The sequence below is a fragment of the Leptospira dzoumogneensis genome (genome assembly GCF_004770895.1).
Lineage (GTDB): Bacteria > Spirochaetota > Leptospiria > Leptospirales > Leptospiraceae > Leptospira_B > Leptospira_B dzoumogneensis.
The window spans coordinates 1-24537 of sequence record NZ_RQHS01000018.1 but is presented as its reverse complement, the minus strand read 5'-3'; the positions used below and the strand labels follow the sequence as shown (position 1 = coordinate 24537).

The 24537-nt window shown below is 40.1% G+C and carries 19 protein-coding genes and 1 pseudogene; 10 read left to right on the top strand and 10 right to left on the bottom strand.

The window, feature by feature from the left end:
• Nucleotides 1-26: 26 nt before the first annotated feature.
• Nucleotides 27-1625 carry a Na+/H+ antiporter gene (locus EHR06_RS11085; protein ID WP_135757056.1) on the bottom strand — a complete coding sequence of 533 codons (1599 nt, stop codon included), beginning with the start codon at nucleotides 1623-1625 and terminating at the stop codon, nucleotides 27-29.
• 108 nt (nucleotides 1626-1733) lie between these two features.
• Here EHR06_RS11085 and EHR06_RS11080 point away from each other — a divergent pair, with 108 nt between their 5' ends.
• The 5 genes from EHR06_RS11080 to mgtA all read left to right on the top strand — a co-directional run bounded on the left by EHR06_RS11080 (nucleotide 1734) and on the right by mgtA (nucleotide 10569).
• Complete coding sequence (locus tag EHR06_RS11080) at nucleotides 1734-3029, top strand: phospholipase C/P1 nuclease family protein (protein ID WP_244288581.1); 1296 nt, start codon at nucleotides 1734-1736, stop codon at nucleotides 3027-3029.
• Nucleotides 3030-3128: 99 nt separating this feature from the next.
• Entirely contained in the window at nucleotides 3129-4148 is a 1020-nt protein-coding gene (locus tag EHR06_RS11075) for a VOC family protein (protein ID WP_135757055.1), read from the top strand.
• A 48-nt stretch (nucleotides 4149-4196) separates the two neighbouring features.
• Nucleotides 4197-5207 carry an alcohol dehydrogenase catalytic domain-containing protein gene (locus EHR06_RS11070; protein ID WP_244288580.1) on the top strand — a complete coding sequence of 337 codons (1011 nt, stop codon included), beginning with the start codon at nucleotides 4197-4199 and terminating at the stop codon, nucleotides 5205-5207.
• A gap of 447 nt (nucleotides 5208-5654) precedes the next feature.
• Complete coding sequence (locus EHR06_RS11065; protein ID WP_135757053.1) at nucleotides 5655-7943, top strand: glycoside hydrolase family 5 protein; 2289 nt, start codon at nucleotides 5655-5657, stop codon at nucleotides 7941-7943.
• Between the two features lie 97 nt (nucleotides 7944-8040).
• On the top strand, nucleotides 8041-10569 hold the full coding sequence (mgtA, locus tag EHR06_RS11060; RefSeq protein ID WP_135757052.1) for a magnesium-translocating P-type ATPase: 2529 nt from the start codon (nucleotides 8041-8043) through the stop codon (nucleotides 10567-10569).
• 23 nt (nucleotides 10570-10592) lie between these two features.
• Here mgtA and EHR06_RS11055 read toward each other — a convergent pair whose 3' ends face one another.
• Nucleotides 10593-11438, bottom strand: a complete 846-nt coding sequence (locus tag EHR06_RS11055; RefSeq protein WP_135757051.1) for a class I SAM-dependent methyltransferase — start codon at nucleotides 11436-11438, stop codon at nucleotides 10593-10595.
• A 99-nt stretch (nucleotides 11439-11537) separates the two neighbouring features.
• On the opposite strand from EHR06_RS11055, the gene EHR06_RS11050 reads away from it, so the two are divergent.
• Nucleotides 11538-12389, top strand: a complete 852-nt coding sequence (locus EHR06_RS11050) for a helix-turn-helix domain-containing protein (RefSeq protein WP_135757050.1) — start codon at nucleotides 11538-11540, stop codon at nucleotides 12387-12389.
• Nucleotides 12390-12425: 36 nt separating this feature from the next.
• Here the strand turns inward: EHR06_RS11050 and EHR06_RS11045 are convergent, their stop codons facing one another.
• A complete protein-coding gene (locus EHR06_RS11045) occupies nucleotides 12426-13580 on the bottom strand; it encodes an adenylate/guanylate cyclase domain-containing protein (protein WP_135757049.1) in 1155 nt (384 codons plus the stop codon).
• Between the two features lie 187 nt (nucleotides 13581-13767).
• On the opposite strand from EHR06_RS11045, the gene EHR06_RS11040 reads away from it, so the two are divergent.
• From EHR06_RS11040 to EHR06_RS11025, 4 genes are read left to right on the top strand one after another with little or no spacing between them, the layout of a single operon-like run.
• Nucleotides 13768-14475: an MBL fold metallo-hydrolase gene (locus tag EHR06_RS11040; RefSeq protein WP_135757048.1), complete on the top strand. Its 708-nt coding sequence runs from the start codon at nucleotides 13768-13770 to the stop codon at nucleotides 14473-14475.
• A 27-nt stretch (nucleotides 14476-14502) separates the two neighbouring features.
• On the top strand, nucleotides 14503-14928 hold the full coding sequence (locus EHR06_RS11035) for a YeeE/YedE family protein (protein ID WP_135757047.1): 426 nt from the start codon (nucleotides 14503-14505) through the stop codon (nucleotides 14926-14928).
• Nucleotides 14925-15362, top strand: a complete 438-nt coding sequence (locus tag EHR06_RS11030; protein WP_135757046.1) for a DUF6691 family protein — start codon at nucleotides 14925-14927, stop codon at nucleotides 15360-15362. Before EHR06_RS11035 ends, EHR06_RS11030 begins: the two co-directional genes overlap by 4 nt.
• A gap of 4 nt (nucleotides 15363-15366) precedes the next feature.
• The gene (locus tag EHR06_RS11025) at nucleotides 15367-16173 is read left to right on the top strand and encodes a sulfite exporter TauE/SafE family protein (RefSeq protein ID WP_135757045.1); all 807 of its coding nucleotides are present in this window, start codon (nucleotides 15367-15369) and stop codon (nucleotides 16171-16173) included.
• A 58-nt stretch (nucleotides 16174-16231) separates the two neighbouring features.
• On the opposite strand, the gene EHR06_RS11020 is transcribed toward EHR06_RS11025, so the two are convergent.
• The 7 genes and pseudogenes from EHR06_RS11020 to EHR06_RS10990 form a co-directional block, all read right to left on the bottom strand.
• Nucleotides 16232-16876 carry a hypothetical protein gene (locus EHR06_RS11020; RefSeq protein WP_135757044.1) on the bottom strand — a complete coding sequence of 215 codons (645 nt, stop codon included), beginning with the start codon at nucleotides 16874-16876 and terminating at the stop codon, nucleotides 16232-16234.
• Nucleotides 16877-16996: 120 nt separating this feature from the next.
• Nucleotides 16997-17830, bottom strand: a complete 834-nt coding sequence (locus EHR06_RS19230) for a hypothetical protein (protein ID WP_135757043.1) — start codon at nucleotides 17828-17830, stop codon at nucleotides 16997-16999.
• A 348-nt stretch (nucleotides 17831-18178) separates the two neighbouring features.
• The gene (locus EHR06_RS11010; protein ID WP_135757042.1) at nucleotides 18179-18526 is read right to left on the bottom strand and encodes a hypothetical protein; all 348 of its coding nucleotides are present in this window, start codon (nucleotides 18524-18526) and stop codon (nucleotides 18179-18181) included.
• Between the two features lie 183 nt (nucleotides 18527-18709).
• On the bottom strand, nucleotides 18710-19066 hold the full coding sequence (locus tag EHR06_RS11005; RefSeq protein ID WP_135757041.1) for a hypothetical protein: 357 nt from the start codon (nucleotides 19064-19066) through the stop codon (nucleotides 18710-18712).
• Between the two features lie 92 nt (nucleotides 19067-19158).
• A complete protein-coding gene (locus EHR06_RS11000) occupies nucleotides 19159-19530 on the bottom strand; it encodes a hypothetical protein (RefSeq protein WP_135757040.1) in 372 nt (123 codons plus the stop codon).
• Between the two features lie 274 nt (nucleotides 19531-19804).
• Nucleotides 19805-20272 carry a hypothetical protein gene (locus EHR06_RS10995; protein ID WP_135757039.1) on the bottom strand — a complete coding sequence of 156 codons (468 nt, stop codon included), beginning with the start codon at nucleotides 20270-20272 and terminating at the stop codon, nucleotides 19805-19807.
• 836 nt (nucleotides 20273-21108) lie between these two features.
• Nucleotides 21109-24537 (bottom strand): annotated as a pseudogene (locus EHR06_RS10990) (RHS repeat domain-containing protein); the annotation flags it as partial.

Below are 24537 nucleotides of genomic sequence, written 5' to 3'. Positions count from 1 at the left end.
AGACCGAAATAAGACCAAAGAAAAAGTCAGTCGTTTTCTCTGGTCTTAAATTCCTCTATATCTATGAGTGTATGGTATTTACGGATCACTTCCTCATCGAATCCGGAATCATGATTGAGCCTGTTTAGAACATCTCTTTGGAATTGAAGAAGTTCCAAGTATACATCTCCGTATTCTTTTCTTTCCCCTCTATGAATTCCGGACATTCCTTTTAGTTCTTCCTCGAAATATCCTAATTCCGTTTTCAAACGAGAGATTAGATTTTTGAGATGTTTATTTTTGCGAGGACCTGTTTTATTTTTATCTTCTAAATAATGAAGTGACTCCGTTGCCAATTTTTTTTGGATCATCACCTCTTGTCTATGAACGGGAACAGGAGTTTGAAAATCTTCTACATTCAATTTTCGGATAAGCCAAGGAAGAGTCAGCCCGTTAAAGATCATAGTGGTCAAGATCACTATGAATGTGATAAACAAGATCAAATTTCGGTACGGAAATGGAGTCTCTCCGATCGTATATAATGGAATGGAAAGTGCTGCGGCAAGAGATACAACTCCTCTGATCCCTGCCCATCCTAAAACGACCGGAATCTTCCAGCCCGGATTTACTTCCGTAACTTCTATAAAATTGCTCATGACGCGGGTAAAACCGGAAGTGCATAGTGCAATGACGATCCGAATAACTACTAAAGCAAATGAGATCACAAGTCCGTAGACAATTGCGCTTGTTAAACTAATATCTCCCAGTTGGTTTACGATAGAAGGTAACTGCAAGCCGATCAGCAGGAATACAAGTCCATTCAGAATGAACACGATACTATTCCAAACATTCTCACCTTGGATCCTACTCGCGTAACTCAAAAGGCCTTGGCGTTTACTGGAAAGAAGAAGTCCTCCACATACCACAGCAAGAACTCCGGAAACATGAAAATGTTCCGCCAGATAATACATACAGTAAGGAGTCACAAAAGTTAAAACGATCTCAATACTTGGAGTAAGCGGAAGCCAGCGATGGATCCCATAAAATACAAGGCCTACCGCCAGACCGATCAGAGAACCTGCGATCACCACCCAAACAAAACTGAAAGTAGCCTCTTGAAGATTGAATTGCCCTGTAATCACGGCCGCCAAAGCGAATCTAAACACGATCAAAGAGGAAGCATCATTCAATAAACTTTCTCCTTCTGCGATACTTACCACAGACTTAGGAGCTTTTGTCTGTTTCATGATGGTAACGGAAGAAATAGAATCAGGAGGAGATATGATCCCTCCTAATAAAAATCCGATCGCTAGTGTAAATCCAGGGATAAGAGAAGTGGAGATCAAAGCGATTACGCAAGAAGTGATAATAACTATCGGAAATGCAAAACCTGCAATGATCCTTCTCCATTTCCAAAACTCTTTCCAGGAAATTTGCCAAGCTGCTTCATATAATAATGGAGGAAGGAATATTAGAAAAACAAGTTCCGGTGTGATCGTAATATTTTGGAATAATGGAATTGCGCTTACAACAAGTCCCCCGATCAAAAGAACGATCGGATAAGCAAGCCCAAGTCGATCGGCAATTACAACCAATCCCAAAATGATCAAAATCAAATAAACGTATTCAACTAGGATATTTTCCATCTGTTCCTGTTCGAGCGGAAGATTTTACAGATCATCACAAACCTTTTCTTCCACTCAACAACTTTACAGTTTGTGTTGACTTCTCTTGCTTATCGAAAATACTTTGGTGTGCTTAAATTCAAATATTATTCTAGTCTAATCTGTATTGCCTCTCTTAGTTTATTCGCTACACCTGCGGAAGCATGGTGGAATCACTTCTTATTTAACCGACCTGCACTCGAAGTTATGCCGGAATTAGTATCCGCACCTAAGGTAAAGGTAGAATCCCTAGAAGATTTTTTACTTAAAGAACAAGACAAACTTATCCCTCTTATGAGGGATCTGGAGAAGGAAGCAAATCTAAATTACGATAAAACTGCACCTCTTCCGGAAGTACTCTACTTCAAAGGTGGAGATAGAAAAACGATCCGTAATCATTTTTTAAGAGCACTTAGGCTGAATACCGGAACACCGTTAGGTTATTTTTTACAAAATCTTCCAGGGAATGCTCTTCCTGCAAAAAAATCGGATCCGATGACTGTAAGCATCTATGGAGAGAAGGATCTAAAACAAGATTACGAATTTTATGATATTCGAATAGGAGAACTTGTAAGCCCGCTCGAAGTGCTGGCAACCGCAGGTGACGAACCCGATTTCGGTCTAGACCTGAATCTATTCGAAGACAATGGAGAGAGTTTCGGAAAAGATTACGGTTTTGGAATACAATCTTTCGGGGATCCTAAGATCTATTATGCGACCCAAGTTCCATTTCATATAGGTTACTACCATGAATCTCCCATCATATTTGCGGCTGCAGAATTTCTGACCCGCACCTATCCTAAATACAGAGTGTACCAGTTCATGACACTCTCTCGTTATGCTTTTGAGACAGGTCATCCATATTGGGGATATCGGTTTTTAGGCTGGGGAATGCATTATGTTGTGGATCTAACACAACCGTATCATTCCAGAGTTCTCCCGAATTTCGGAACGATCAGTATGCTTTGGATCAATATAAAAGCAATCCTAGGATTTGAATCCGCCAAAAACGAGGCAATCGAAAGGATTTCCAGTAGACATACCACTATCGAAAAATACCATTTCAGCACATTAAGAAATGCTTATATTAACAAAAACCTAAATCATCCTTTTATCGTAAGCGTAAAACAAACCGATCTGGATAATAGTTACGGTAAATATGATAACTCCTATATCGTGGACACTGTAACCAAACAAAGTTACGATCTTTCGGATAAGATCGATACTCTTATAGATGAGTCCAATCTGCTAAACGGTTTTTCAGAAGGGAAACTGCTTCCGGAGATCAACCGAAAATTTTTAGGAGATCTGGATTCCACAATTACGGATCATATGAAAAGTGTAGGCTCCCATATCCGTAATTATGTGAGAAGCGGACTGAAATAAGTAACCTCATTAATTTTTAGATTTTTCATCCATATACCGGATTCATTCAAGCGTTAAAGAATGGATCCGTGTATTCTCATCTAAAAGGAATTCGTTTAGATGAGAAATAGGCCAAGAAAGAAAAAATCACTACTTATACTTGGGATCTTAGCCCTAGTTCTTTCCATTTGGTATTCGGTTACCGCTTCTCAAAGCGAGTATCATAAAACTAAAAATACCAATTTTACTTTTGAAACAATCATCGTAAATAGTCCGGATCCTGAACGACTTTCAGACTTTTACCGGAATGTATTTAGGGCAACAAAAGTAGGATCAGATCCGAAATGGGATCTTGAAAATTCAAATCGTTCTTCTATCACTCTTAAGACTCCGGATTATAAGGACCAGGGCCCCCTGCTCACTATCTTTAAAGGGCAGAAAGAAAATTCTAAACTTCCTTCCGCCAATGATATTGGGTATGCACATATTTGTTTTGAGGCAGACGATATCCCAGGCCTTATAAAACAAATCCTAAAGAATGGAGGCAAAATTATCAGCAGCTTTGAGGATTTGGAAAAAGTTCCTGCAATTTATGGAACAGATCCGGACGGGACTGTATTCGAGATCCATCTTCCCTTTCCGACACCTTTTACTCCTCTTACATTGTATCGTACTTTAAATTCTTTAATAAGAATACAGCTTAAATTATCCCCTCCGAAGACCGACAGTATTCGATTCCTTCACGTGAATATTAACTCTAAAGATTGGGAAAGGACACTTTCATTTTATACCAGAGTATTGAATACAACTAGCACCGGTTTTGAAAGGAACTATAAGGGAGAATTTATTCAAAACTTAACAGGTATACAAAATGCGGAAGTAAAAGGCAGACATATCATACTTCCAGGATATAGCGCGGGAGGTCCTACCTTCGAAATTTTCACTTACAATCAATTCTCCTCCGATAGTCCATTAAATAAATCTGATACAGGAAGAGTCGCGACCGGTTTCCGTGTATTGAGTCTTAAAACCGCCGTGAATAAAGTGATCCAAGAAGGAGGAACTCTTATCAGTGAGAAGGAAAATGAGTCCGCAATCCTAAGAGACATCGACGGAAATTTGTTCTTATTGGCCCAATAAAAATAGAATATCGAAAAGGAATCCATGAAAAAGAATCTTCCCTCCAAAATGAAAGCTCTACGACAATTAGGACCTCTTCCTGAAGGAGCACTTTCCGATCCGAATGCGATCAAAAAATATCTACAACTTACGTTGGTAGATATTCCTAAACCCAAGCCTGGGCAAGTCCTTGTAAAAGTAAATCGAGGTTCTATGAACCCGAACGATCTATATCATATCAAAGGAGTATATAGTTCTACTTTAGATTATCCTTATCCCAGAGGAGTTGGTTTCGAAGGTGCAGGGACCGTCGTTGCAAACGGTGGAGGTATTGCCGGCTGGGCAAGGATAGGAAAGAGAGTCGCCTTTTATAGTAAATTCGGAATGTTTGCGGAATACGTTTTGGCAGACGCATTAAAATTAATCGTATTGCCTAAGGACTTGGAATTCCAAGAAGCAGCTTCCTCTGTTGCGAATCCTATCACTGGAGTCGGAATGGCGAGATGGGCCAAAGCCTCCGGTTCCAAATATTTCTTTATTACCGCTGCAGCGGGTGCTGTCGCAAGAATGACAATGAGAGTCGCTCATACTTACGGACTAAAAAGTATCGCGATCGTTCGTAGAGAAGAACAGGTAGCAATATGCAAAGAGGAAGGAGCTTCTTATGTATTGAACCAATCGGATCCTGATTTTGAAAAAAATCTTACCGATCTATGCAAAGAAGTCAATTGTACTTATGGTTTCGATTGTATAGGCGGAGATATGCCTCTCACACTCATTCGCTCCATGCCACAAGGATCCACACTATGTATGTACGGTTATTTTAATACAGGGCCAGTCCAATTTCAGCCTCAGAAGCTATTTAATGGCTGGAAGATCCAATTTTTCGAAACTGAATATTATATAAATTCACTCTCCTTACTTTCGAGATTCAGATTATCTAGGGAAGTAATCAATAATGTGAACGGACTTTTTAGGCCCAAGATACAAAAACAATTCAGCTTAGAAGAAGCTGCGGAAGCCTATTCTTATTATAGCAAGAACATGACGGGTGGAAAGATACAAATCTTAAACGAGTGAGGATAAGTCCCCTGGTAAAAGGATCCGCGCCAGGGATAGTAGCGTCATCCTGCGCCGCAACACGATAGTGGTGAGGCGCAGATGGAAGCGAATAGCCCGGTCCGAGCGATAACCAATTTTTCATATAAACACACTGGCATTTCGCGAGGAGGCGCCCCAATATTTTAAAAGCCACTTGAACCAGTTCTAATAAAACCATCCAAGATATCACTCCATATACATTAAGAATTTATAATACAACAAGCAGATCGTAATAAATAGACTTTAAATATATGGACTGTTCGTTCAATGTTTTTATCATAACGAACGCTTTAAAAAGAAAAAACATTCAATATAGAATAGAATCTTGGAAAAAAATAAACGGTATATAAGTATGTCCTGTTTAATATCCCCACATATACAGATAAATCCGTGATTGACTTGGGAATTCAATGGAGAGAATTTAAAATGTTTAACAGAAGGAAAATGAAAATTTTTTGTTCTGTTTCGGTGGTCTTTACTATATTAGCAAGCTGCTCCCCCGAAACGGACCAAGCGTATTTACCTTTCTCACTTCCAAAATCGGCTAAGTCCGCATACCGCTCCGTGATGTCTTTGGCAGTAGCGACCACTCCTCCGGTCGTTCCTCTTAGCACAAACGGTAGATATATCGTGGATTCGAATAATAACCGTTTCAAATTGAAAGCGGTGAACTGGTACGGAGCGAGTGATACTCGTCAGGTAGTGGGAGGCTTGGACAAACAACCTATCTCTCATATTATTTCTTTGATCCAGGAATGGGGCTTCAACTCGGTTCGTTTGCCTTTTTCCAATATAATGCTCCATGATACGAATATCGTTCCGAACGATTATGTGGCTGCTAACCCGCAATTTTTCGGCAAGACAGCATTACAGATCTATGATGAAACTGTTGCCGCTCTGACTGCAGCCGGGATCGTAGTGGTCTTAAATAACCATACTACTTTTTCAGAATGGTGCTGCGGATTCGACTATAACGGTCAATGGTACCATACAGGATCTTCCTTCGCTTATAACCAAACTCCTGAAATGTGGAAAGCGGATTGGGTATTCTTAGTAAATCGTTATAAGAACAACAAGTTAGTTGCCGCTGCGGATCTTAGGAACGAAGTGCGCACACAACGTTTTAACGATACTCATCTTCCTAATAGTCCTAACTGGGGCTGGAATAATACGGACGATTGGCGTAAGGCTGCCGGTGAAGCGGGCAACGATATCTTACGTGCTAACCCTGATATGGTCATCGTTGTAGAAGGTATCAACTGGTGGGGAGCGATCCCGATCTTAGGTTCAGGAGAACGCCCTCACCTAAAACCTGTTAGAGATCTTCAAGTCCATATTCGTAATGTAAACAAATTGGTTTATGCCGCTCATAACTACGGATTTATCGGACCTAAACATAACGGTGACGATGCAACATCCGGCGGAAATATCAAATACAAGGATATGGATCTAAATACATTCCGAAACACTATCACGGACGAATGGGGATATGTAACCGATCCGGACGCGGTCACTACTGCTCCTGTTTGGGTAAGTGAATTCGGAGCTTCTCCGGGAGAAACAAATCCTGCGGATAGAGAATGGCTGAAAAGACTCGTGGATTATTTGATCGAGAAGGATCTTGATTTCGCATTCTGGCCTCTGAACGGTGAAGACGAATGGGGACTTGTAACTTCCGATTGGTCCCAAACCAAAAGAGGGAATTGGCGTGATGAACATATGGATCGCCTTCTTGCTTCCAATGGTAAAACCGGGTCCGTTGCCTATGTGGATCATTTGACCAAGATCGGTTTTAACGGCGTAGATGATAACGTAAGTACGATCGATAACGATTGGTTATCTGGCGCAAACAAAGGGACCTGTCCTGACGGAGAACGTCTATTAGGTTTAAGCCGAGACCAAAGAGCTCTTTGTAGTGATACAAAATACGGAAAACTTTGGCATGCTGACCGTGCGATTAATGTGCAGGCAGTGTATGAGACTGGTACTCGTTACCATGGCACAGGAGATTGGGCAGGCGGATTTACAAAGTACGAATGTCCGAATGACTACTATGTTGCAGGAGCGACTAAACACTCCTGGGGAACAAGCGGTATCCTTTGTGCTCATAGTAAGGTCCCTCTTGCTAACTCTTGCCGCACGATCTGGTTCGATAGAGGAGACAGCCGTTCCTCTCAAAGAGGCGGAGACTGGGCTCCAGGTTCCTACAAAGGCCAATGTGCTGATACTGAATACGTAGCCGGGGTTGCTCAAAGAGACGGAGGAGGAGCTGCACTACTTTGTTGTTCTTCTCCATTGAGCGGAGAATTACCTTTAGTGTATAAGGCAAAAAATCTTTCTCATCGCACCGGTTTCGCAGAAGGTGATGCTTGGGTTGTAACCACAGCTGATCATTGGGCGGACCATATTATCTATGGTCCTTATGACAGAGGCCGCTGGGGAACCGGTAACAAACGTGCCGTATTCCGTATGTTAGTAGATGTTACTAACGCGAATAACGATAAGATCGTGACTATAGACGTTTATGACGGCCAGGATGTATTGGCGAGAAGAGACGTTTACAGAAACGAGTTTGCAGGGCCAGGCCAATACACTAACTTCTCATTAGATTTTAATATCGCACCTGACAAAGCGGATCGCCCTATGGAAGTCCGCGCATGGTGGTTTGACACTTCTTATGTGAAGACTGAGAACGTTACCATTCAAAATAGGTAATAAATATCAACTCTCCTCCGCTAGATCGATACGGCGGAGGAGATTTCACGAATGAATTAATACTTTTCTAAGAATCCAGGGATCTCAACCTAAGAGAATGGAATCCCGGAAGACCTCCCCCGCCAATTACTGGACTTATACCTCTGAGAAAATTTTTTCTGAAATCGGTTCCGGGCCAAATGGTCTCACCGAATCCGAAGCCAAAAAACGATTAGGGACTTATGGGAAAAATAGTTTCGGTTCCAGCCAAAAGGTTGGCGGGATCGTATTATTCCTAAGGCAATTTGCAAACCCGATCACGATCATTTTACTTTTTGCGTCCGCATTGTCCTGGTTCCTAAGCGATCCTACAGATGGGATCATCATCCAGTGTATCGTTTTATTGAGTAGTATCCTGGGTTACTGGCAGGAAAAAAGTGCAAGCGATTCACTCCATTCCTTATTGTCCATGGTTCGATTAAACGCATCTACGATCCGGGATAATGTAGAAGCCGAACTGGATTCACAATCCTTAGTTCCAGGGGACCTGATCCGATTAAGAGTAGGAGATATAATACCTGCAGACGCTTATCTTATAGATTCAGATCGTTTGTTTTTGGATGAAGCTGCTTTCACGGGAGAAACATTTCCGGTAGAAAAAACCCCCGGCCTATTACCCGAAGAAACCGCATTATCAAAACGATCGAATTTATTGTACATGGGTTCTCATGTAGTCAGCGGTTCCGGTTTAGCTCTCATCTATGCAACAGGGAAACATACTCAATTCGGAGAGATCTATAAACGATTGAACGAAAGAAAGCCGGAAACTGATTTCGAAAAAGGGATCCGCAAATTCGGTAACCTTCTTCTTGAAATCACCTTAGGCTTAGTATTGGTAATCTTAGGTATCAATATATTATTAGAAAAACCGATCTTAGATTCCTTTTTATTTGCATTAGCGATTGCTGTTGGACTCACACCTCAATTATTACCCGCAATCATCAATATAAATTTGGCCAAGGGCGCCAAACAAATGAGCCAAAAAAAGGTGATCGTAAAACGTCTGAACTCAATCGAAAACTTCGGTAGTATGGACGTATTATGTTCTGACAAAACAGGAACATTAACGGAAGGAGTCATCCAAGTTCATACAAGTGTTGATCCGAATGGAAATCAAAATCAAAACGTATTAAAATTTGCATCCATTAACTCTAACCTGCAGAGCGGTTTCCAAAACCCGATGGATCTAGCAATTAGTAAGGCATGGCCGATCTCACCTGATACAATTTCCAAATCGGGGGAACTCTCTTATGATTTTCATAGAAAAAGGATCACTGTAGTCGTAAAAATAGATGGGAAACGCACTGCAATCTGTAAGGGAGCATGCACTCCATTATTAGAAATTTGTGATCGGTATTTGGATTCGGAAGGATGTATCCAACCCATTTCAGAAGCAATCGAGTCCATCCAACAAGTGTATGAAACATTCAGCCAGCAAGGGTATCGTATGATCGGGATCTCCATTAAGGAGATTGGAGAGAATGATCCGCTCGATTACGAGATCGAATCTTCAATGATCTTTATAGGATTCGTAGCTTTTTCAGATTCCGCAAAAGTAGGAATCCAGGACACTGTCCGTAACCTAGGAGACTTGGGTATTCGTCTAAAAATGATCACAGGAGATAATAGATGGATCGCGCAGCAGGTCGCAAAGTCTGTCGGAATTTCCAGTGCAACTGTACTTACCGGCCAAGAACTACAAAGTATCGGAGAAGAAGCGTTAAGGGTAAAGGCGGAAGAAACGGATGTATTTGCTGAGATAGAACCGAATCAAAAACAAAGGATCATATTAGCTCTCAAAAAAGCAGGCCATGTGGTAGGATATATTGGAGACGGGATCAATGACGCTTCCGCACTCCACTCCGCAGATGTGGGAATATCCGTGGACTCTGCTGTGGATGTCGCTAAAGAAGCAGCGGATATCGTATTATTAGAAAAAGATTTAGCAGTTTTGTTGGATGGAGTTAAAGAAGGACGTATAACGTTTGCTAATACCTTGAAATACGTGTTTATGGCAACAAGCGCAAACTTCGGAAATATGTTCAGCGTGGCGGGAGCCTCGGCATTCTTAAGTTATCTCCCACTATTGCCAAAACAGATCTTATTGACGAATTTGCTGACCGATCTACCCGAAATGACAATCGCATCCGACGAAGTGGATAAAGATTGGATCATCCGTCCGCGTAAATGGGATATCAAATTTATCGGAAGATTTATGCTGGTGTTCGGTTTCTTAAGTTCACTTTTCGATTACGCTACATTCGGCTTACTACTATTCGGATTAGGGGCGAACGAAACCCAATTCCAAACCGGATGGTTTATAGAATCAGTGGTTTCCGCAAGTCTGATCGTATTAGTGATCCGAACTAAAAACGTATTTTACAGAAGCAAACCTGGAAAATTACTCTTAAGTGCTACCTTACTCTGTATCGGTTTCGTATTTTCAATCCCCTATCTTCCATTAGCGGAAACATTCGGCTTCGGCCGTTTGCCATTATTGTTCTATGGCTACTTACTTGGAATAGTAGTATTCTATATCGGTTCCGCAGAATTTGCGAAATACATCTTTTATAAAAGAGAAAGATAGAAGAACCGATATAGGTTTTCTGGTTATAGGTCCACAATCACTCTTAAAAAAGTAGCAGGAATCGAAATCCCAATATTTGCACTTCGATTCTGCGAATTTGCGAGTTCTATCAGTTGTGCACTTAGTTCCTCTAGTTTTCCATTCTTTGAGGCCGCTTCGAAAGCATTCATTGTTGGACCGTAAAATTTTCCGAGCAGCTCTATCAAATCTTCAGGAGTTTTATTCGGAGAAATAAAATTATATGTGTCTTTCAATAAGGAAATTTTCTCCGCTTTTACTCCTGCCTTAGCGAAATAATCCATAATATATGCTTTCATTCCCCAAGTCATAGGACTTACAAAACCTTCCGGGGGTGGAGGTGAGAAGGAAGCACTTATCTTTAATAACTGAGAAACAAATGAACTAGGATCGTTTGGGATCCAATTCCCCATCACAATACGACCGCCAGGTTTTGTAACTCTGACCATTTCACTTGCAACATCAAACGGATTGGGAGCAAACATAGCGCCAAATATGGAAAGAGTTAGATCGAAAGAATGATCCGGGACTCCTTCTAAATTACATGCATCTCCTTCTTTAAATTTTAAATTGGAAAGACCTTCTTCTTTTGCTCTTCTGTTGCCGGCTTCTACTAAATTTTTAGCAATATCTATCCCAAGCACTTCTGCTCCGGTTCTCGCAAGTGGGATCGCAGTAGTTCCATCTCCTGATCCTAAATCCAAAATTTTCAACGCTGACATTATTCCAAGATGAGTTACGAGCTCTTCTCCAGATTGGCGCATCAAAGAAGCTATCTCAGTAAAATCACCCTTCTCCCATAATATTTTGTTCGGATTTTCCGTTCTGGATCCTAAAGCCTGGTTTATCATGTAAGTGTAAATCCTATTATAAAGTAGTATGTTCTTTCCGACCTTCTACCCGATATCAGGCAGAATAAATTCTCAGTGACAGGATGATTATATTTGCAGATGATGAAAGCTCCTTGTATAATTCTGCAACTTATGGAAATTAATTCTCAGCCACTCGATCGACAGGAAAGGATTTGTATTTGGGGAAGTCGCTGCCTGTTTGCAGGACATCTTCCCGACCTAACCCTGCGTCGAAGAGCCGCTGCAACAGTTTGTATTAGTTTAGATGGAGAATTCCAAGTTTCTTTAAATGATTCCGATTGGATCAGTTTTCGTTCCGCACTCATCCCGCCTATGGTGGATCATTCCATTCGATTTTCAGGAAAGTATTGCGTATTGCTCTTTATGGATTTAAGCAGTCCCAATTATGAATCCTTAAGAGCATCCAATTTAGAAAGTGAAACATATGGTATTTTTATTTCTTTAAGAGAAGAAGAACAATTATTCTCCAAGATCAACCAAGTCCTGTCTACCGATCCAGACTCGGAGGCGACAATATTCGAATTATTGAATCAGATCCCGCCGATCGTAGAGAGTAATATTAGAATGATAGATCCACGTATCCAAAAAATAGTGGAATTGATCACCACGATGCCTCATGAAGATCATTCAGCAAAAGATCTGGCGGAATTTGCAGGTATGTCCGTTTCCAATTTAGAGCATCAGTTTAAGAAGGAGATCGGCATCCCATTTCATTCTTTTCGCACTTGGTTCAGACTTAAGTTAACGGTATATTCACTTCTGCACGGAATGAGCCATACGGATTCTGCACATCGTGCAGGATTTTTCGACTCTGCTCATTTTACTCGGACCTTTAGAGCCACATTCGGATTGCCTCCTTCGGAAATATTCAGAAGCACAAGACATCTAAAATCATTTATAGAAGTACCAGCAAGTTACGCAGAAGCTTAACAATTCTATACCTAATAAAAATATTAGGCTATTCTTCTATTCGTAACTAAGATAGGTCCTCATTTCTCCCTTACCTTTCACATCTATTAATCTTCGAATTTCTATCTGAGAAGTATCTTCAAGTAGATCGTAAGTTGTTTCAGAGATCTGGATCCTGCCCGGCACACCATGAGATTCTAATCTACTAGCAGTATTCACTGCATCACCCCAAAGATCGTATGCGAATTTTTTCTTACCGATCACACCTGCAACGGCAGGTCCGGAATGGATACCAATCCTCATCCTCAGAGGTTTTCCGGAAGGATCCTGTAAAGTCTTAACAAACTTTTGCATTTCTATAGCCATTTTCATTGCATTTTCAGCGTGATCACGATTCCAAATCGGGATACCTGAAACTGCCATATATGCATCTCCGATCGTTTTGATCTTTTCCATTCCGTATTTTTCAGCCAGAAGATCAAAATGGGAAAACACATCATTCAGAAAATGTACCAAAGTTTCGGGAGATACCTTTTGGGAGATCACCGTGAAATTCTCAATATCCGCAAATAGAATAGAGACCATTTTGTATCCATCTGCAATGGTAGACGGATTTCGTTTTAATCTTTCCGCTATAGGTTCCGGAAGAATATTCAGGAGTAAATTTTCAGCTCTATCATGCTCTTGTTTGTTCTTGGAAATAAAATAATATAAGCTGAAAAAAGTAAGTGTTCCTGCTCCTATAATATTGATCACAAAGAACAATATTTGCATATTTCGCTCCACCTTCGGTACAGGTAGATGTAGATAAAATTCTGCGAGTCCCGTTAAAACCAAAACGATCAGAAATAATCCGAACCAGACCAAACCTTGACGGATAGGAGCGAAAGAAAGCGCTCCAAGCGGACAAAGTACGGCCCAAATAATCACCGCTCCTGAATTTTCAAAACCTCCTAAGCTTAATTGCAAAAGTACAGGAAGTATTAGGATAAAAAGAAATTGCAGAAATCTAAAAGCCAAATACTTACCTGAAAGAAAAACAAAAAACAGGCTTAATAAACTTAAAACAGCATAACCTCCGGGGATCAGTGCCGATTGGGGAAAACCTAATATAAAATATAAAAGGCTCCATAAAAATCCAGCTGCAGTAAACGCCATCGAAAAATTGATAAGCCCATCTTTGTGAAGTTTGTCTCGTTCTTTTGTTCTCATATCTCAACTCTCATTCACTTAATCGACTGATGGAAAAAGTTCCGATGTTTGTATAATCCTGCAAAATCCCTAAAAATCCGATTACCTCTGAAAATTTTTTCCAATCGTATGCAGGATTATACAAGAACCAAAAATGGAAATGTACTATATTGATGTATATGCACGTTACAAAGGGTAAAATATAAAAATGAAAGATATTCTTTTTTACCAGTTATTCGAATCCCAATCTTCTACTTACACTTACTTGATCGCCGATATGGAAACCAAGGAAGCGGCAATTATAGATCCAGTTCGGGAAACCGTGGATAGAGATCTAAAACTGATCCGAGAATTAGGTCTTTATTTAATGTATATTTTAGAAACTCATATCCACGCAGATCATATCACTGGAGCATCCGAGATCCGAAAAAACACTATGGCCCAAACGGCCGCAAGTGCACTTACAGAAATCGATTGTGTGGATATTCTATTAGAAGACGGGCGCATTCTACCGCTTGGGAACAAAAATATAAAAGCGATCACCACTCCGGGACATACTAGCGCATGTATGAGCTTTCTATTCGAGGGAATGGTATTTACAGGAGATTCACTTTTGATCCGAGGAACGGGCAGAACGGATTTCCAAGAAGGCTCCGCTTCTAAGTTGTATGACAGCATCACTCAAAAGTTGTTCTACCTTCCGGACGAAACTAAAGTTTATCCGGCACATGATTATCACGGTTTAACTAGCACAACGATCGGATTAGAAAAAAAATTTAATCCAAGAATAGGAGTAAATCGTTCAAAGGAAGAATTCAAAAAGATCATGGAAGAATTACAATTCGCAACTCCTACAAAAATGCACTTAGCATTACCCGCAAATACTAGATGCGGCAAAAATACTGAATTGGAATAAAAAGTTACCACCTAAGGAGAAGAAAAAATGGGAATAGAATGGGCAATGGGTTACGCAGGCGGAGTGGTGATCGGTATCGCCGTTTCCTTAATGCTTTTATGGAACGGAAGAGTCACAGGAGTCAGCAGTATTGTATATGGAGTTCTCGTTCCTACCAAAGGAGATCTAGCTTGGAGATGGTATTTTATAGCAGGACTACTTATAGGTGGTCTTTCTTTAAAAGTCACAGCACCGGAACTTTTGGCGGCGGAACTACAAACAAACTCATGGATAGGAGCAATTGCAGGGATACTAGTCGGATTCGGCGCAATGTTAGGAGGAGGCTGCACAAGTGGGCATGGAGTTTGTGGAGTAAGTAGAGTATCTCCAAGATCTATAGTTGCAACAATCGTATTCATGGCCGCTGGAATGGCAGCAGTAGTATTACTCAGAAAAACAGGGCTATATATATGAAGTATAATATCGGAGCCTTGATCGTAGGTTTATTATTCGCGATCGGCCTAGGCCTGTCGGGAATTTTACAACCTGCAAACATAATAGGATTTTTAGATATATTCGGAAAATGGAACCCTACTCTTCTTTTTACAATGGCCGGGGCAGTTGGAGTTCATTTTATCACCTATAAATTGATACGAAAAAGAAAAACCCCAATGTTCTCTAAGGATTGGTTTATTCCAACTAGACAAGAGATCACTCCCGCATTGATCATCGGAAGTTTGATTTTTGGGATTGGCTGGGGACTGGGAGGCTATTGTCCTACCGTTTCAGTCACCACTCTTGCAAGTTTTGAAACAAGACCGCTTATCGTTTTTATAAGTATCATTTCAGGAATGTTATTATTTTCGTTCTTGGATCGGAAAACGAATTTGAAAAGTAAATTAGAATAATCGAATGCTAATCTTAGGATATATATCATCCTTTATCATGGGAACTATGCTCGGAATGATCGGCGCAGGAGGCTCTATCCTCACAGTTCCCATACTTTTCTATTTTTTCGGACAAGATGCGATTTTCGCCACTACAAACTCACTCTTTATAGTAGGTATATCGGCTTTAACCGGAGCAATCATCCAAGTCAAAAAGGGAAATACAAATATAAGAATAGGAATGTATTTCGCAGTACCGAGTTTTTTAGGGATTTATATTGCGAGAAACTTACTTCTTCCTTCCATTCCAAATATATTAATTTCTAATTTTGGGATCATATTAACAAAACCTCTATTTATAATGATCCTATTTTCGATCATTATGCTATATAGTTCTTGGGCAATGATCCACTCGAGTAACTCTCTTACTATAGAAACAACCGAACCGAATACACGATCTGCGAACTTACTATTGATTTGTACCAAAGGATTGATGGTCGGAATGATCACCGGTTTCCTAGGAGCAGGAGGAGGATTTCTCATCATTCCTGCCCTTATAATTTTACTTAATTTTCCGATCAGAAAGGCGGTAGGAACATCACTTATTATTATTTCAGCAAATTCTCTTTTCGGTTTCGGGATCAGTTTTAGATCAGTGCAAACTGAAAATTGTCCGTTACTTCTAACCATTTGCGGATTTGGAATTGCTGGAATGTTTTTAGGGCAGAAACTTTCACACAAAATGAGTGAAAGATCTTTGAAAAGCGGTTTTGGCTATTTTGCGCTGATCGTAGCTTCCCTAATCTTATGGGATCAGGGTTTGAAATTGTAGGAATTTTCACCTATAGAAAATTCCAGACTCGCAAAGAATGAGCCTCTATAATACTAAATTATTCTACAGTCACTTTAACTTCATTTTCTGTCCCCAAAAAACCGAAAAGAGGAATGGGGACTCCCGTCCAAAAATAAACTATCGCTGTATCCACATAGATAACGAAAGTAAGAAGTTTATTTATTTTTCTTTCTTCCGAGATATTTATTTTTATCGCCTTACTGACTCCTCCATTTTCCCAAAGCGCAGGACACTTGTAAACGTTCCGATATTCATTTGAACAGGATCCTCGTTTTTCATAACCGGTTTGATATCTCGACCCAAGAATTCCTTTCTCAACTCCTAATAGCATGCTTAATCCAGATTGATTATAGAAAATAAGAGGATACCAGGTACCATTCAGGATCTGTATCCTACCATAAATGGCCTGAGCTGGAATCTCCAAACGGATCGATTTACTTTCGATATACATTTCTTTGTAATACTCGATCCTCTGTACTTTTTCAACTTTGTTGAATGGATCAGAAGTTAGATCTACAATTAATAACGGTCTGTTCTCAATATTGCCCTCAATTTCAATCTCTAATATTTTCATCGATTGATTCTCGTAAGGAGGATTTGGTTTGGGGTCGAAGATACCCATACCAATTGTTGATCTGCAGGAAATCAAAATAGTTACTATTGTTATAGTGATAAATTTCATAAACTTTGCGTGTAAGGCCCGATTCCAGGAATTCATTTTTATTTCCAAATCATATGATATAAGCACTCGAATTTCTTTCGGCTTATATTACTAAATAGAATCATTAATTGATTTATAATATTATAATTTAACCCCAATACCGACCTTGCCATTGTATTCCTGCAAAGTCCAAGCGTAAGCCTCTTTTCCCCCAAAGTATTGACCAAAATTTCCAGTCGCTTTCGAGTACCCGTCGTAATTATTTCCTGAAAGTTCCACCAGGAGATAAAAATTCTGGCCGAATATATATCTTGTTCCGACCGAAACTGTAGACTGAACTACTTTAGCGTTGCCAGTTGTTTCATTTCCATATGCCAATCCAAAGCGAATATATGGATCAAAAGTAGAATTTTCCAAAAAATGATATGCAACGTTCAGACCGTATGTCCTCATTTTCAAAAGATCATTCTGGTGATATGTATAGTATGGAGAATTTATCTGAATATTTTTTAATTCGTTTTGAGTCAAATTTCCGTTTCCGTAAGTATCATCCAGAGCAATAACACCAAGCATAACTAAATCTCGGGAGAACGTCAGGTTAGAACCTTGGAAATCTGCACTATTCACGCTCGCACCTAATCCAATTCCATTCTTAAAGACATACTCGAAAAGAAACGAATAATTTTGACCGGTAACTTTCTGTTTCGGGGAATGATCAAACGCATAAAGGCTCGCGGCTTTATCCGGACCCGTTCCGGTATTCCAAACATAGTTTCCGATCGAATTATCCAGATTATTATAACTATTTTCCTTATTCATGACATTTGGATCATATTTATAAGGTTTAGAATTCGGGTAGGAGAGCCCTTCTCCGTAAGTCAATTCAAAGAAAAAAGAACTTCGATTATTAGTTTGGGCATATATAGACTGAGCACTAACGAAGCAAAGGATGCTAATAAAACGTATGATTTTCATTTAATTTTGCAGAATTGAAGTATTCCGGAATGATGTAAAATGATTTTCTCAAAATTATCCCACTAAGAAAAACAAGCTTGGAAGCAGCATAACGTTTATATACGTCAGTCGGACTCGAAATTAATCTTAGTTCTTTGTCGCTTCCCTCTGTGGGGTTATCGAAATACTCGTAATAATGGGAGTCGGAGTGGTTCGATGGAATTCCATGATCCGTCCAATCAATATCTCTTTTTCCTGAATTTTCCCACTAGCATTAAGCTCTCATCGCGAGATCGGTGATATACTGACATTTAAATAAATGCAGAAGCGAATAGTAATTGTTTGATATAGAGTTTTTAAGCGCTGAGTTTACTTAAGGCGCCTAATTTGTTCCGCCATTTCCAAAACCGCAACCCAATTCTTTGAATGTCGAAAGCTTTCCAGTGACCATTCCTCGTTTTCACGCAATGAATCTACCAATTCTCGCAATTGTTCACTTTTCTTCATTTTTTCTTCCGAAATATATCCGCTTTGGAATAATTTCATTAATGCTTCGGGGTGAAGAAAAGAGACAGCCTCAATATCAAATTCTTCAAATATCTCATATTCAATTGTCTCATCGTCTGCAGAAAGCAATTCAATCCTGCATCTATTTAATGCATCAGAATATAGATAATATAAATCTTTAGGCTCTACTTCTCTCACCTTAGTGACCATTAGATATTATATCGGCCTTATCATTTGGTAACGGCTTATAGTCTAAGCCAACAATTTTATTTTTACCAAGTTCAGCACCCGCAATACTATTTACAATTGAAAGTCAAATTAGATGTCGCTTATGCAATCGATAACTTCGATCATATCCTTCCTAAGGTTAAAATCTTTTATCTCTTTCTGCATTCAGATAATAAATTCTTCTCCAGCAATATTGAACTTTAGCGACTCATATTCTATGCTGTCATCATGCACTTTAAGCTTTTCTTTATTCGAAAATATCAGCGATAAAGTCCTATCGTCATCTTCTAAAAAACTACTTTCAACATTATTACCGACTAATTTAATTAATTCAAATGCCGTCTGTGGGTCAATATTATAGATGGACATTGGAGGAGCATCTCTAATAGAAATTGAACTCTCTATTGTTATGACCGTCTCATTTTGAAAAATAAGAATAATTTGATTAACAGAAAATGACAGTTTTTCTAAGATTAAATTTCGGAACGATGTAATCGGAAATGTTCTTGGAAATCCATACATACTTATTTAATCCAAGGACGGAAACTCAACGTGAGTCTGTTCGCGATTACCTGGTCGCATCGCTGAAGGATAAGTGATATAAAGAACTGGTACTACCAATCAATTTTCTTAATTTCCATACTCTTAAATTGTAATTCAATCTTAAGCATATCAGAGTTGACTGATCCGTTAAAGATTTGGTCTCTAAAAGTGGAAACCTTAATAGAATAAATTTCATTTGCCTTAACGTGATCACCAGAAGGGTCGTAGGCAAGATTAATATCGAATTCAAATTCCTCTGTTTTTAATATTTGAATTACTCCTATTGACGAAAAGACTATCTTTAATAGTCCTTTTTCTCGCTTACCCTCTTGAGTTAATGGATAATACGCCTCCGTTAATATATAAATTGAAGATATTAACTTATCAACTCCAAAATCAATTAATAAGCAGTCTGTAAAATCATACTGTTCAATTTCGTTCATTTTTGATTAATCTGGGTCTAAATCCAAATGGCCCAACTCCTTCCTTGTTCCCGTTCTTCCAGTTGCAGGATCATAGTATTCTCCAGGTTTTGTCCGAGACGAATATCTTGGTTTTTGACTGTCCGGACGAATACCCGGGGCTTGAGGACTCTTTTAATTTTAATCACCAACCGTCAGTGTTTTTTCACAGAAGCAACATCCGTAAGCTTACAGCTTCAAATAAAACTTGAATCCGTAAAAGGGATCCATTTACTTTTTCGAATTCCCAAAAAAATTATTCTAAAAAGAATGAAATTTCACCTTGAGAATCGCAAATAATTTGCTTCTTACTCGCATTTGGTAAATCACTTGACTCAGTTAATATCCAACTTTCTTCCCAGACATCCTCAATACCTGAAATGGTAATTTCTTCATTATCAGAAGTAAGTAATACCAAAGTACCATCATCAAGAATTTCAACTTTAATAATATCCGACCCGATACATAACATGATGCGATATGCAAAAGTTGGATAATCCAACTCTCCTCTCCTAGCTGGATATGGCATACTTTCGACTAAGCTAGTCCACTCAGTGTAACTCCCAAAGAAAGCTCGTGATCTCAATTCCAAATATAAAACATTCGGTGTCGTACGAATACGCACGTTACTTTCTAATCTGATTCTGAACATGGCTGCATACTCAAATGCGGCAATGGTCATATTAGCCAACCACTCTTTTAAAATACCACTACGGTCGATCATAAGTCTCTGCTTTACGGATTTTGTGGAAAATGATTCGCATTTTTTATCTCCCGCTTCGTCCCCATAGGGGTTTTTCCATCTATGGTTCGAGGGCTATTTGTACCAGGAGTAGATATTACTGTTCTTTGAGGATGATTTTTATCTCCTGGCATAGATCTAACTTCCACTTTACCATTTGGAGTATCGACATTATAGATTTTACCATCACCTTTATTCGAAGGAGTAGATTTTATTCCGGCTTTTTCAAATCCGGCTTCCATAACTCTCTGACTACCTGGAATAGCTGTTCCTTTTTCAGATCCATAGAAATCAGGAACTGGAGGACTAACATTTTGGGAAGGTTCTCCAGCTTGACCAGTTGCTGGTCCAGCCCCTACAGGCTGCTCGCTCGGTGCCTTCTTGAAGAAATTCTTGGCTGCGTTTCCAATTTTACCGCCGACTTCGGATGCAGACCTTGAGGCAAATTTAGCCGTCGCTGTTCCAGCACCAACGCCACCAACTAAACCTCCTGCTCGCTCCCACCATTCAAGGTCTCCCATGGGTCGACCACTCTGATCCGTATTTTGGACCAGAGCTTTCCCCTCTGAATACGCCAGTAGCATACCGGTTGCAAAAAGTCCAAATGCTACCGCTATTCCCAGCGGGGGACAAGCCACTGATATGGTAGCTACTAATGCAGTTGCTCCATAACCGAGTATCCCTCCGACGACCGCTCCGATAAAAAGTCCCTTGGTGAAAGCCCAAGCCTTTTCTCCTCTAGTCGGAGCCCTACTACTACCGATTACATTAATCGTTCCAGATTTGTCAACGGTCGGCTTTTGCCCTTTTAGACTTTCTGATTCATGCCCCGTCGGATCCTTCGCATTGATCGGATTGCCTCGGACATACATATAACGGTTCCAGCCCTGAGTATCAACCTCCCCGTCAATAATAGAATCCGCAGTTACGAACCTCGCGATACTCGCATCATAATAACGTGCATTATAAAAATAGAAACCGCTCTCTTGGTCCAGCTCCTGAGAGTTAAATTTAGGAGAGAAATTCTGATTGCCTCTCTGGACAAAACTATCTCCATATGGATCGTTCTGGATCCGAGTAAGGGTTTTCCCTTGATCGTCTAATACATGGGATACCGAATCTACCTGATCGGTAAGATAATAAGCTGCAGTTCCTTCTTCGTTTAGAGCTGCGATCCGGACACCATTCAAATAAATATTATTGATGGATCGAAGAACATTCTCTTCATCCATGTATTCTAGGCCGTAAAATTTACTAGGATACAGAATTTCCTGGTGTTTGTATTCGGCTCCGTTCGGAATTAAAGCGCTTTTATGGATCCGGAAACCGCCATCATCATACCAATAACGACCTACAGTATAATTATTCTCATCTCTTACCCGTATGAGACGATTGTCAGAATCATATTCCATTTGTTTGGTTTTATCTAAAACTTGGTCCCTCTGGGTGATCATATTCCCGGAGGCATCGTAGGTCATAGTAATAGTGCCACTTCCATACTTAGAAGAATCGATATATCGAGCCTGGTGATTATTGTATTGGTAAACTCTTTCGTCCGTAATGGCCCCATCCGCAGGATTATGGACCCTCTTGGCAGTTAGGTTTCCATTCTGTGCATAGGAAAAACTCTGTTGGTATTTTTTTGAATACGCATCCCCGGGTTCCGTATAGAATCCGCCTGCATTCGTGAGTCGACTCAGGCCGTCATAAGCAAAATCATACTTGGTTTGGTATCGGGTGCCGGTATTTTCAATACTTGTAATATTATTCTTACTATTAAAAGTATAGACTGCGTTTTGTAGTGTCTCGCTATATCCGTCCACGACTCCGGATGAGTTGGATCGGATCATTCTCAACTTCTCGTCGTAATAATATCGGGTTTCGATTCCGTTACCTAGTGTGAAAGCAGAAGTTTGACCGAATTCATTGTATGTGATATTTTCTACGATATTTTTATTACAAAGTCCCGGTAAGATTCCGTTTGTATTCACTTGCACGGAAATCCCTGTGATATATCCGGCGCTACCGTAGGAATAGCAGGCCCTAAGGCGGGAATGGTTTACAGGATGTTCCGGATAATCAATTTTTGTTACTCTGCCAAGAAGGTCGTATGCATATTCCGTAATATATGGCAGATCGCTATTTTTGAGCGGAATTTCTTTGAAGGAGCGCGTTTCTTTTTTCACCCTACCTAACTTATCATAACTGAAAGTTTTGGTTTGATTTTGATCTTCTACCAGAACGAGTTGACCAAGAGCATTCTCGCTTCCGGACCGGGAATCGTAAGTATAATAGATTTCCCCTTCCGGCATTCTCTTTGTAATGATTCGCCCTCTCGAATCATAGATAAGTGTAGTTATCCGACCAATTGCATCGGTAGTCTTGGTCATCTCGCCAAAAGCATTGTATTCACGCTTTTCTACTCCGAAATCAGGATCGCTTTGAATCCTCACTCTTCCAAATCCATCATAAGCCCAATAGGTTTGGTTCTTTCCGGAAGTATCCTTTTGGTTGATTCCCGTAGAAATATCAGAACAATTCAAAGAAGATCCATCATTCAGATCAGACTTCTTGGTTCGATTTCCAGCCAGATCGTAACAGAATCCTATCTGAGCAACAATTCCATCTCCCCCCGAATCTTCTACATATAGTAATTGGTTCCTGCCGTTCTGAACGGTACGTTTTCTTGTACCAGAGCTGTGGATCTCGATTTTTTCATAAGGATCATTGTATGTCACTGTGAGAACGGTATTACTCGTTTCTCCTTGGGCTAATGGCAAGGTAGAAGACCTGAGTCGCCCGATAGCATCATACTCAAAGATGCTAGGATTTTTTTCTTCCATATGCAGAGCGAAATGATCGAGCTCGCTGGAATCCGCCCAATCCGATTGCCCCTGTCTGGAAACTCTTCCTGCTCCATCATAAACGATACGACCTGTTCGAATTGTTTTGCCTTCCGAGCCGGTTTTGACTGTATAGACAGATCGCCCCATCCCATCCACATAAGACCTTGTAGCGAAATCGGGATCCCAGCCGCCTGAGGGCAATGTACTTTTTGCACTTAAAGGAAAAGAAGAATTGTACGAATAGGTCGCAAATACCTTATTGCCTTCGTCAGTGTCTACTTTAGTTATTACTGATCTACCATAGGAATCGTATTCATAATAGGTTTTGTTTCCGTTTGGATCTGTGGTTTGGACAGGAGAACCAAAAGCAGAAGTATAATCGATCTGATATTGGGTACGGAATCGGAGAGAACCTCCAAAGCTAGTTTTTTCCGTTACGAAGATCTTGAGTTCGTTGTCATAAACATATTCCGTTCCTCTTGCTGGATTCCCACTTACATTTTTTTCAGATAGAGTGTTTCCCAAAGGATCATACGTATATTCGGTAATATTAGGAGAAACAGCGGCAAGTCCTGAACCTGTATAATTGGTTTGTTTCCTAATTAAGTTCCCGACAGAATCATATGTATTGGTTGCAGTCGTTTCATTCGCCGATCCAGCTAAAGAGACTGTCCTCTTTGCTCTAAGTTGATTGGTGGAAGAAACGGTTTCAAAATCGGTAATCGTAGTTTGAGTAGTACTTGTATGAGCTCCATCTGCAAACCAATCCGTTTCCGAGCCGGTTTGTTTGGTAAGATTGTAACCGCTAAATTGAAATGAGATTTCTGACGAGATTGTCTTGGTTCCTTTCTGAAATTTTTCCGTTTTTACAGGTAAAACTAAATAGCTGGAAAGTCCTCCTCCTGCATCGACCACTTTTATATCGTATGTATTGATTTTGGATCCATAATCCTGGTTGTCCGCGCCGATAACATGAGATTCCTTTTCAGCTCCGCCCAACGCTCTGTTCATCCTGAAATCGGAATATGGAACATTATTATATAAGTGAGTTGTTTTTACCCCATACGGATCTTTCTGAGTAAAATTCCCAAACCCAAAAAAGTCCTTTTCCACTTTCCCATTTATAAAAGCGGAGAATGCATACCCATTGCTATATTCATAAGTTTTGAAGATCCGATTGCTAAAGCCATCATCTGCGGTGATTTTTGTACAAACTCTATAACTTCCAGGCAAATCCGGAATACCATCTCCACCGGTATTATCGAATTTGGTGGAATCAGTGTATTCGAATTCGTAACTTCCACCGATCCCGTTTTTGACGAGCTGCATAACGTCTGGAACGATCCCATCCGACATAGCAAAATACCAAGTGGGTTCTTTAAGATGGATAATCCCTATATC

Coding starts and splice junctions, on each gene's coding strand:
- EHR06_RS11045 (WP_135757049.1), bottom strand. CDS start 13,580: ATGAGAACAAAAGAACGAGACAAACTTCACAAAGATGGGCTTATCAAT.
- EHR06_RS11065 (WP_135757053.1), top strand. CDS start 5,655: ATGTTTAACAGAAGGAAAATGAAAATTTTTTGTTCTGTTTCGGTGGTC.
- mgtA (WP_135757052.1), top strand. CDS start 8,041: ATGGAATCCCGGAAGACCTCCCCCGCCAATTACTGGACTTATACCTCT.
- EHR06_RS11035 (WP_135757047.1), top strand. CDS start 14,503: ATGGGAATAGAATGGGCAATGGGTTACGCAGGCGGAGTGGTGATCGGT.
- EHR06_RS11005 (WP_135757041.1), bottom strand. CDS start 19,066: ATGTATGGATTTCCAAGAACATTTCCGATTACATCGTTCCGAAATTTA.
- EHR06_RS11020 (WP_135757044.1), bottom strand. CDS start 16,876: ATGAAATTTATCACTATAACAATAGTAACTATTTTGATTTCCTGCAGA.
- EHR06_RS11085 (WP_135757056.1), bottom strand. CDS start 1,625: ATGGAAAATATCCTAGTTGAATACGTTTATTTGATTTTGATCATTTTG.
- EHR06_RS11000 (WP_135757040.1), bottom strand. CDS start 19,530: ATGAACGAAATTGAACAGTATGATTTTACAGACTGCTTATTAATTGAT.
- EHR06_RS19230 (WP_135757043.1), bottom strand. CDS start 17,830: ATGAAAATCATACGTTTTATTAGCATCCTTTGCTTCGTTAGTGCTCAG.
- EHR06_RS11040 (WP_135757048.1), top strand. CDS start 13,768: ATGAAAGATATTCTTTTTTACCAGTTATTCGAATCCCAATCTTCTACT.
- EHR06_RS11025 (WP_135757045.1), top strand. CDS start 15,367: ATGCTAATCTTAGGATATATATCATCCTTTATCATGGGAACTATGCTC.
- EHR06_RS10995 (WP_135757039.1), bottom strand. CDS start 20,272: ATGATCGACCGTAGTGGTATTTTAAAAGAGTGGTTGGCTAATATGACC.
- EHR06_RS11070 (WP_244288580.1), top strand. CDS start 4,197: ATGAAAGCTCTACGACAATTAGGACCTCTTCCTGAAGGAGCACTTTCC.
- EHR06_RS11055 (WP_135757051.1), bottom strand. CDS start 11,438: ATGATAAACCAGGCTTTAGGATCCAGAACGGAAAATCCGAACAAAATA.
- EHR06_RS11010 (WP_135757042.1), bottom strand. CDS start 18,526: ATGGTCACTAAGGTGAGAGAAGTAGAGCCTAAAGATTTATATTATCTA.
- EHR06_RS11030 (WP_135757046.1), top strand. CDS start 14,925: ATGAAGTATAATATCGGAGCCTTGATCGTAGGTTTATTATTCGCGATC.
- EHR06_RS11075 (WP_135757055.1), top strand. CDS start 3,129: ATGAGAAATAGGCCAAGAAAGAAAAAATCACTACTTATACTTGGGATC.
- EHR06_RS11050 (WP_135757050.1), top strand. CDS start 11,538: ATGATGAAAGCTCCTTGTATAATTCTGCAACTTATGGAAATTAATTCT.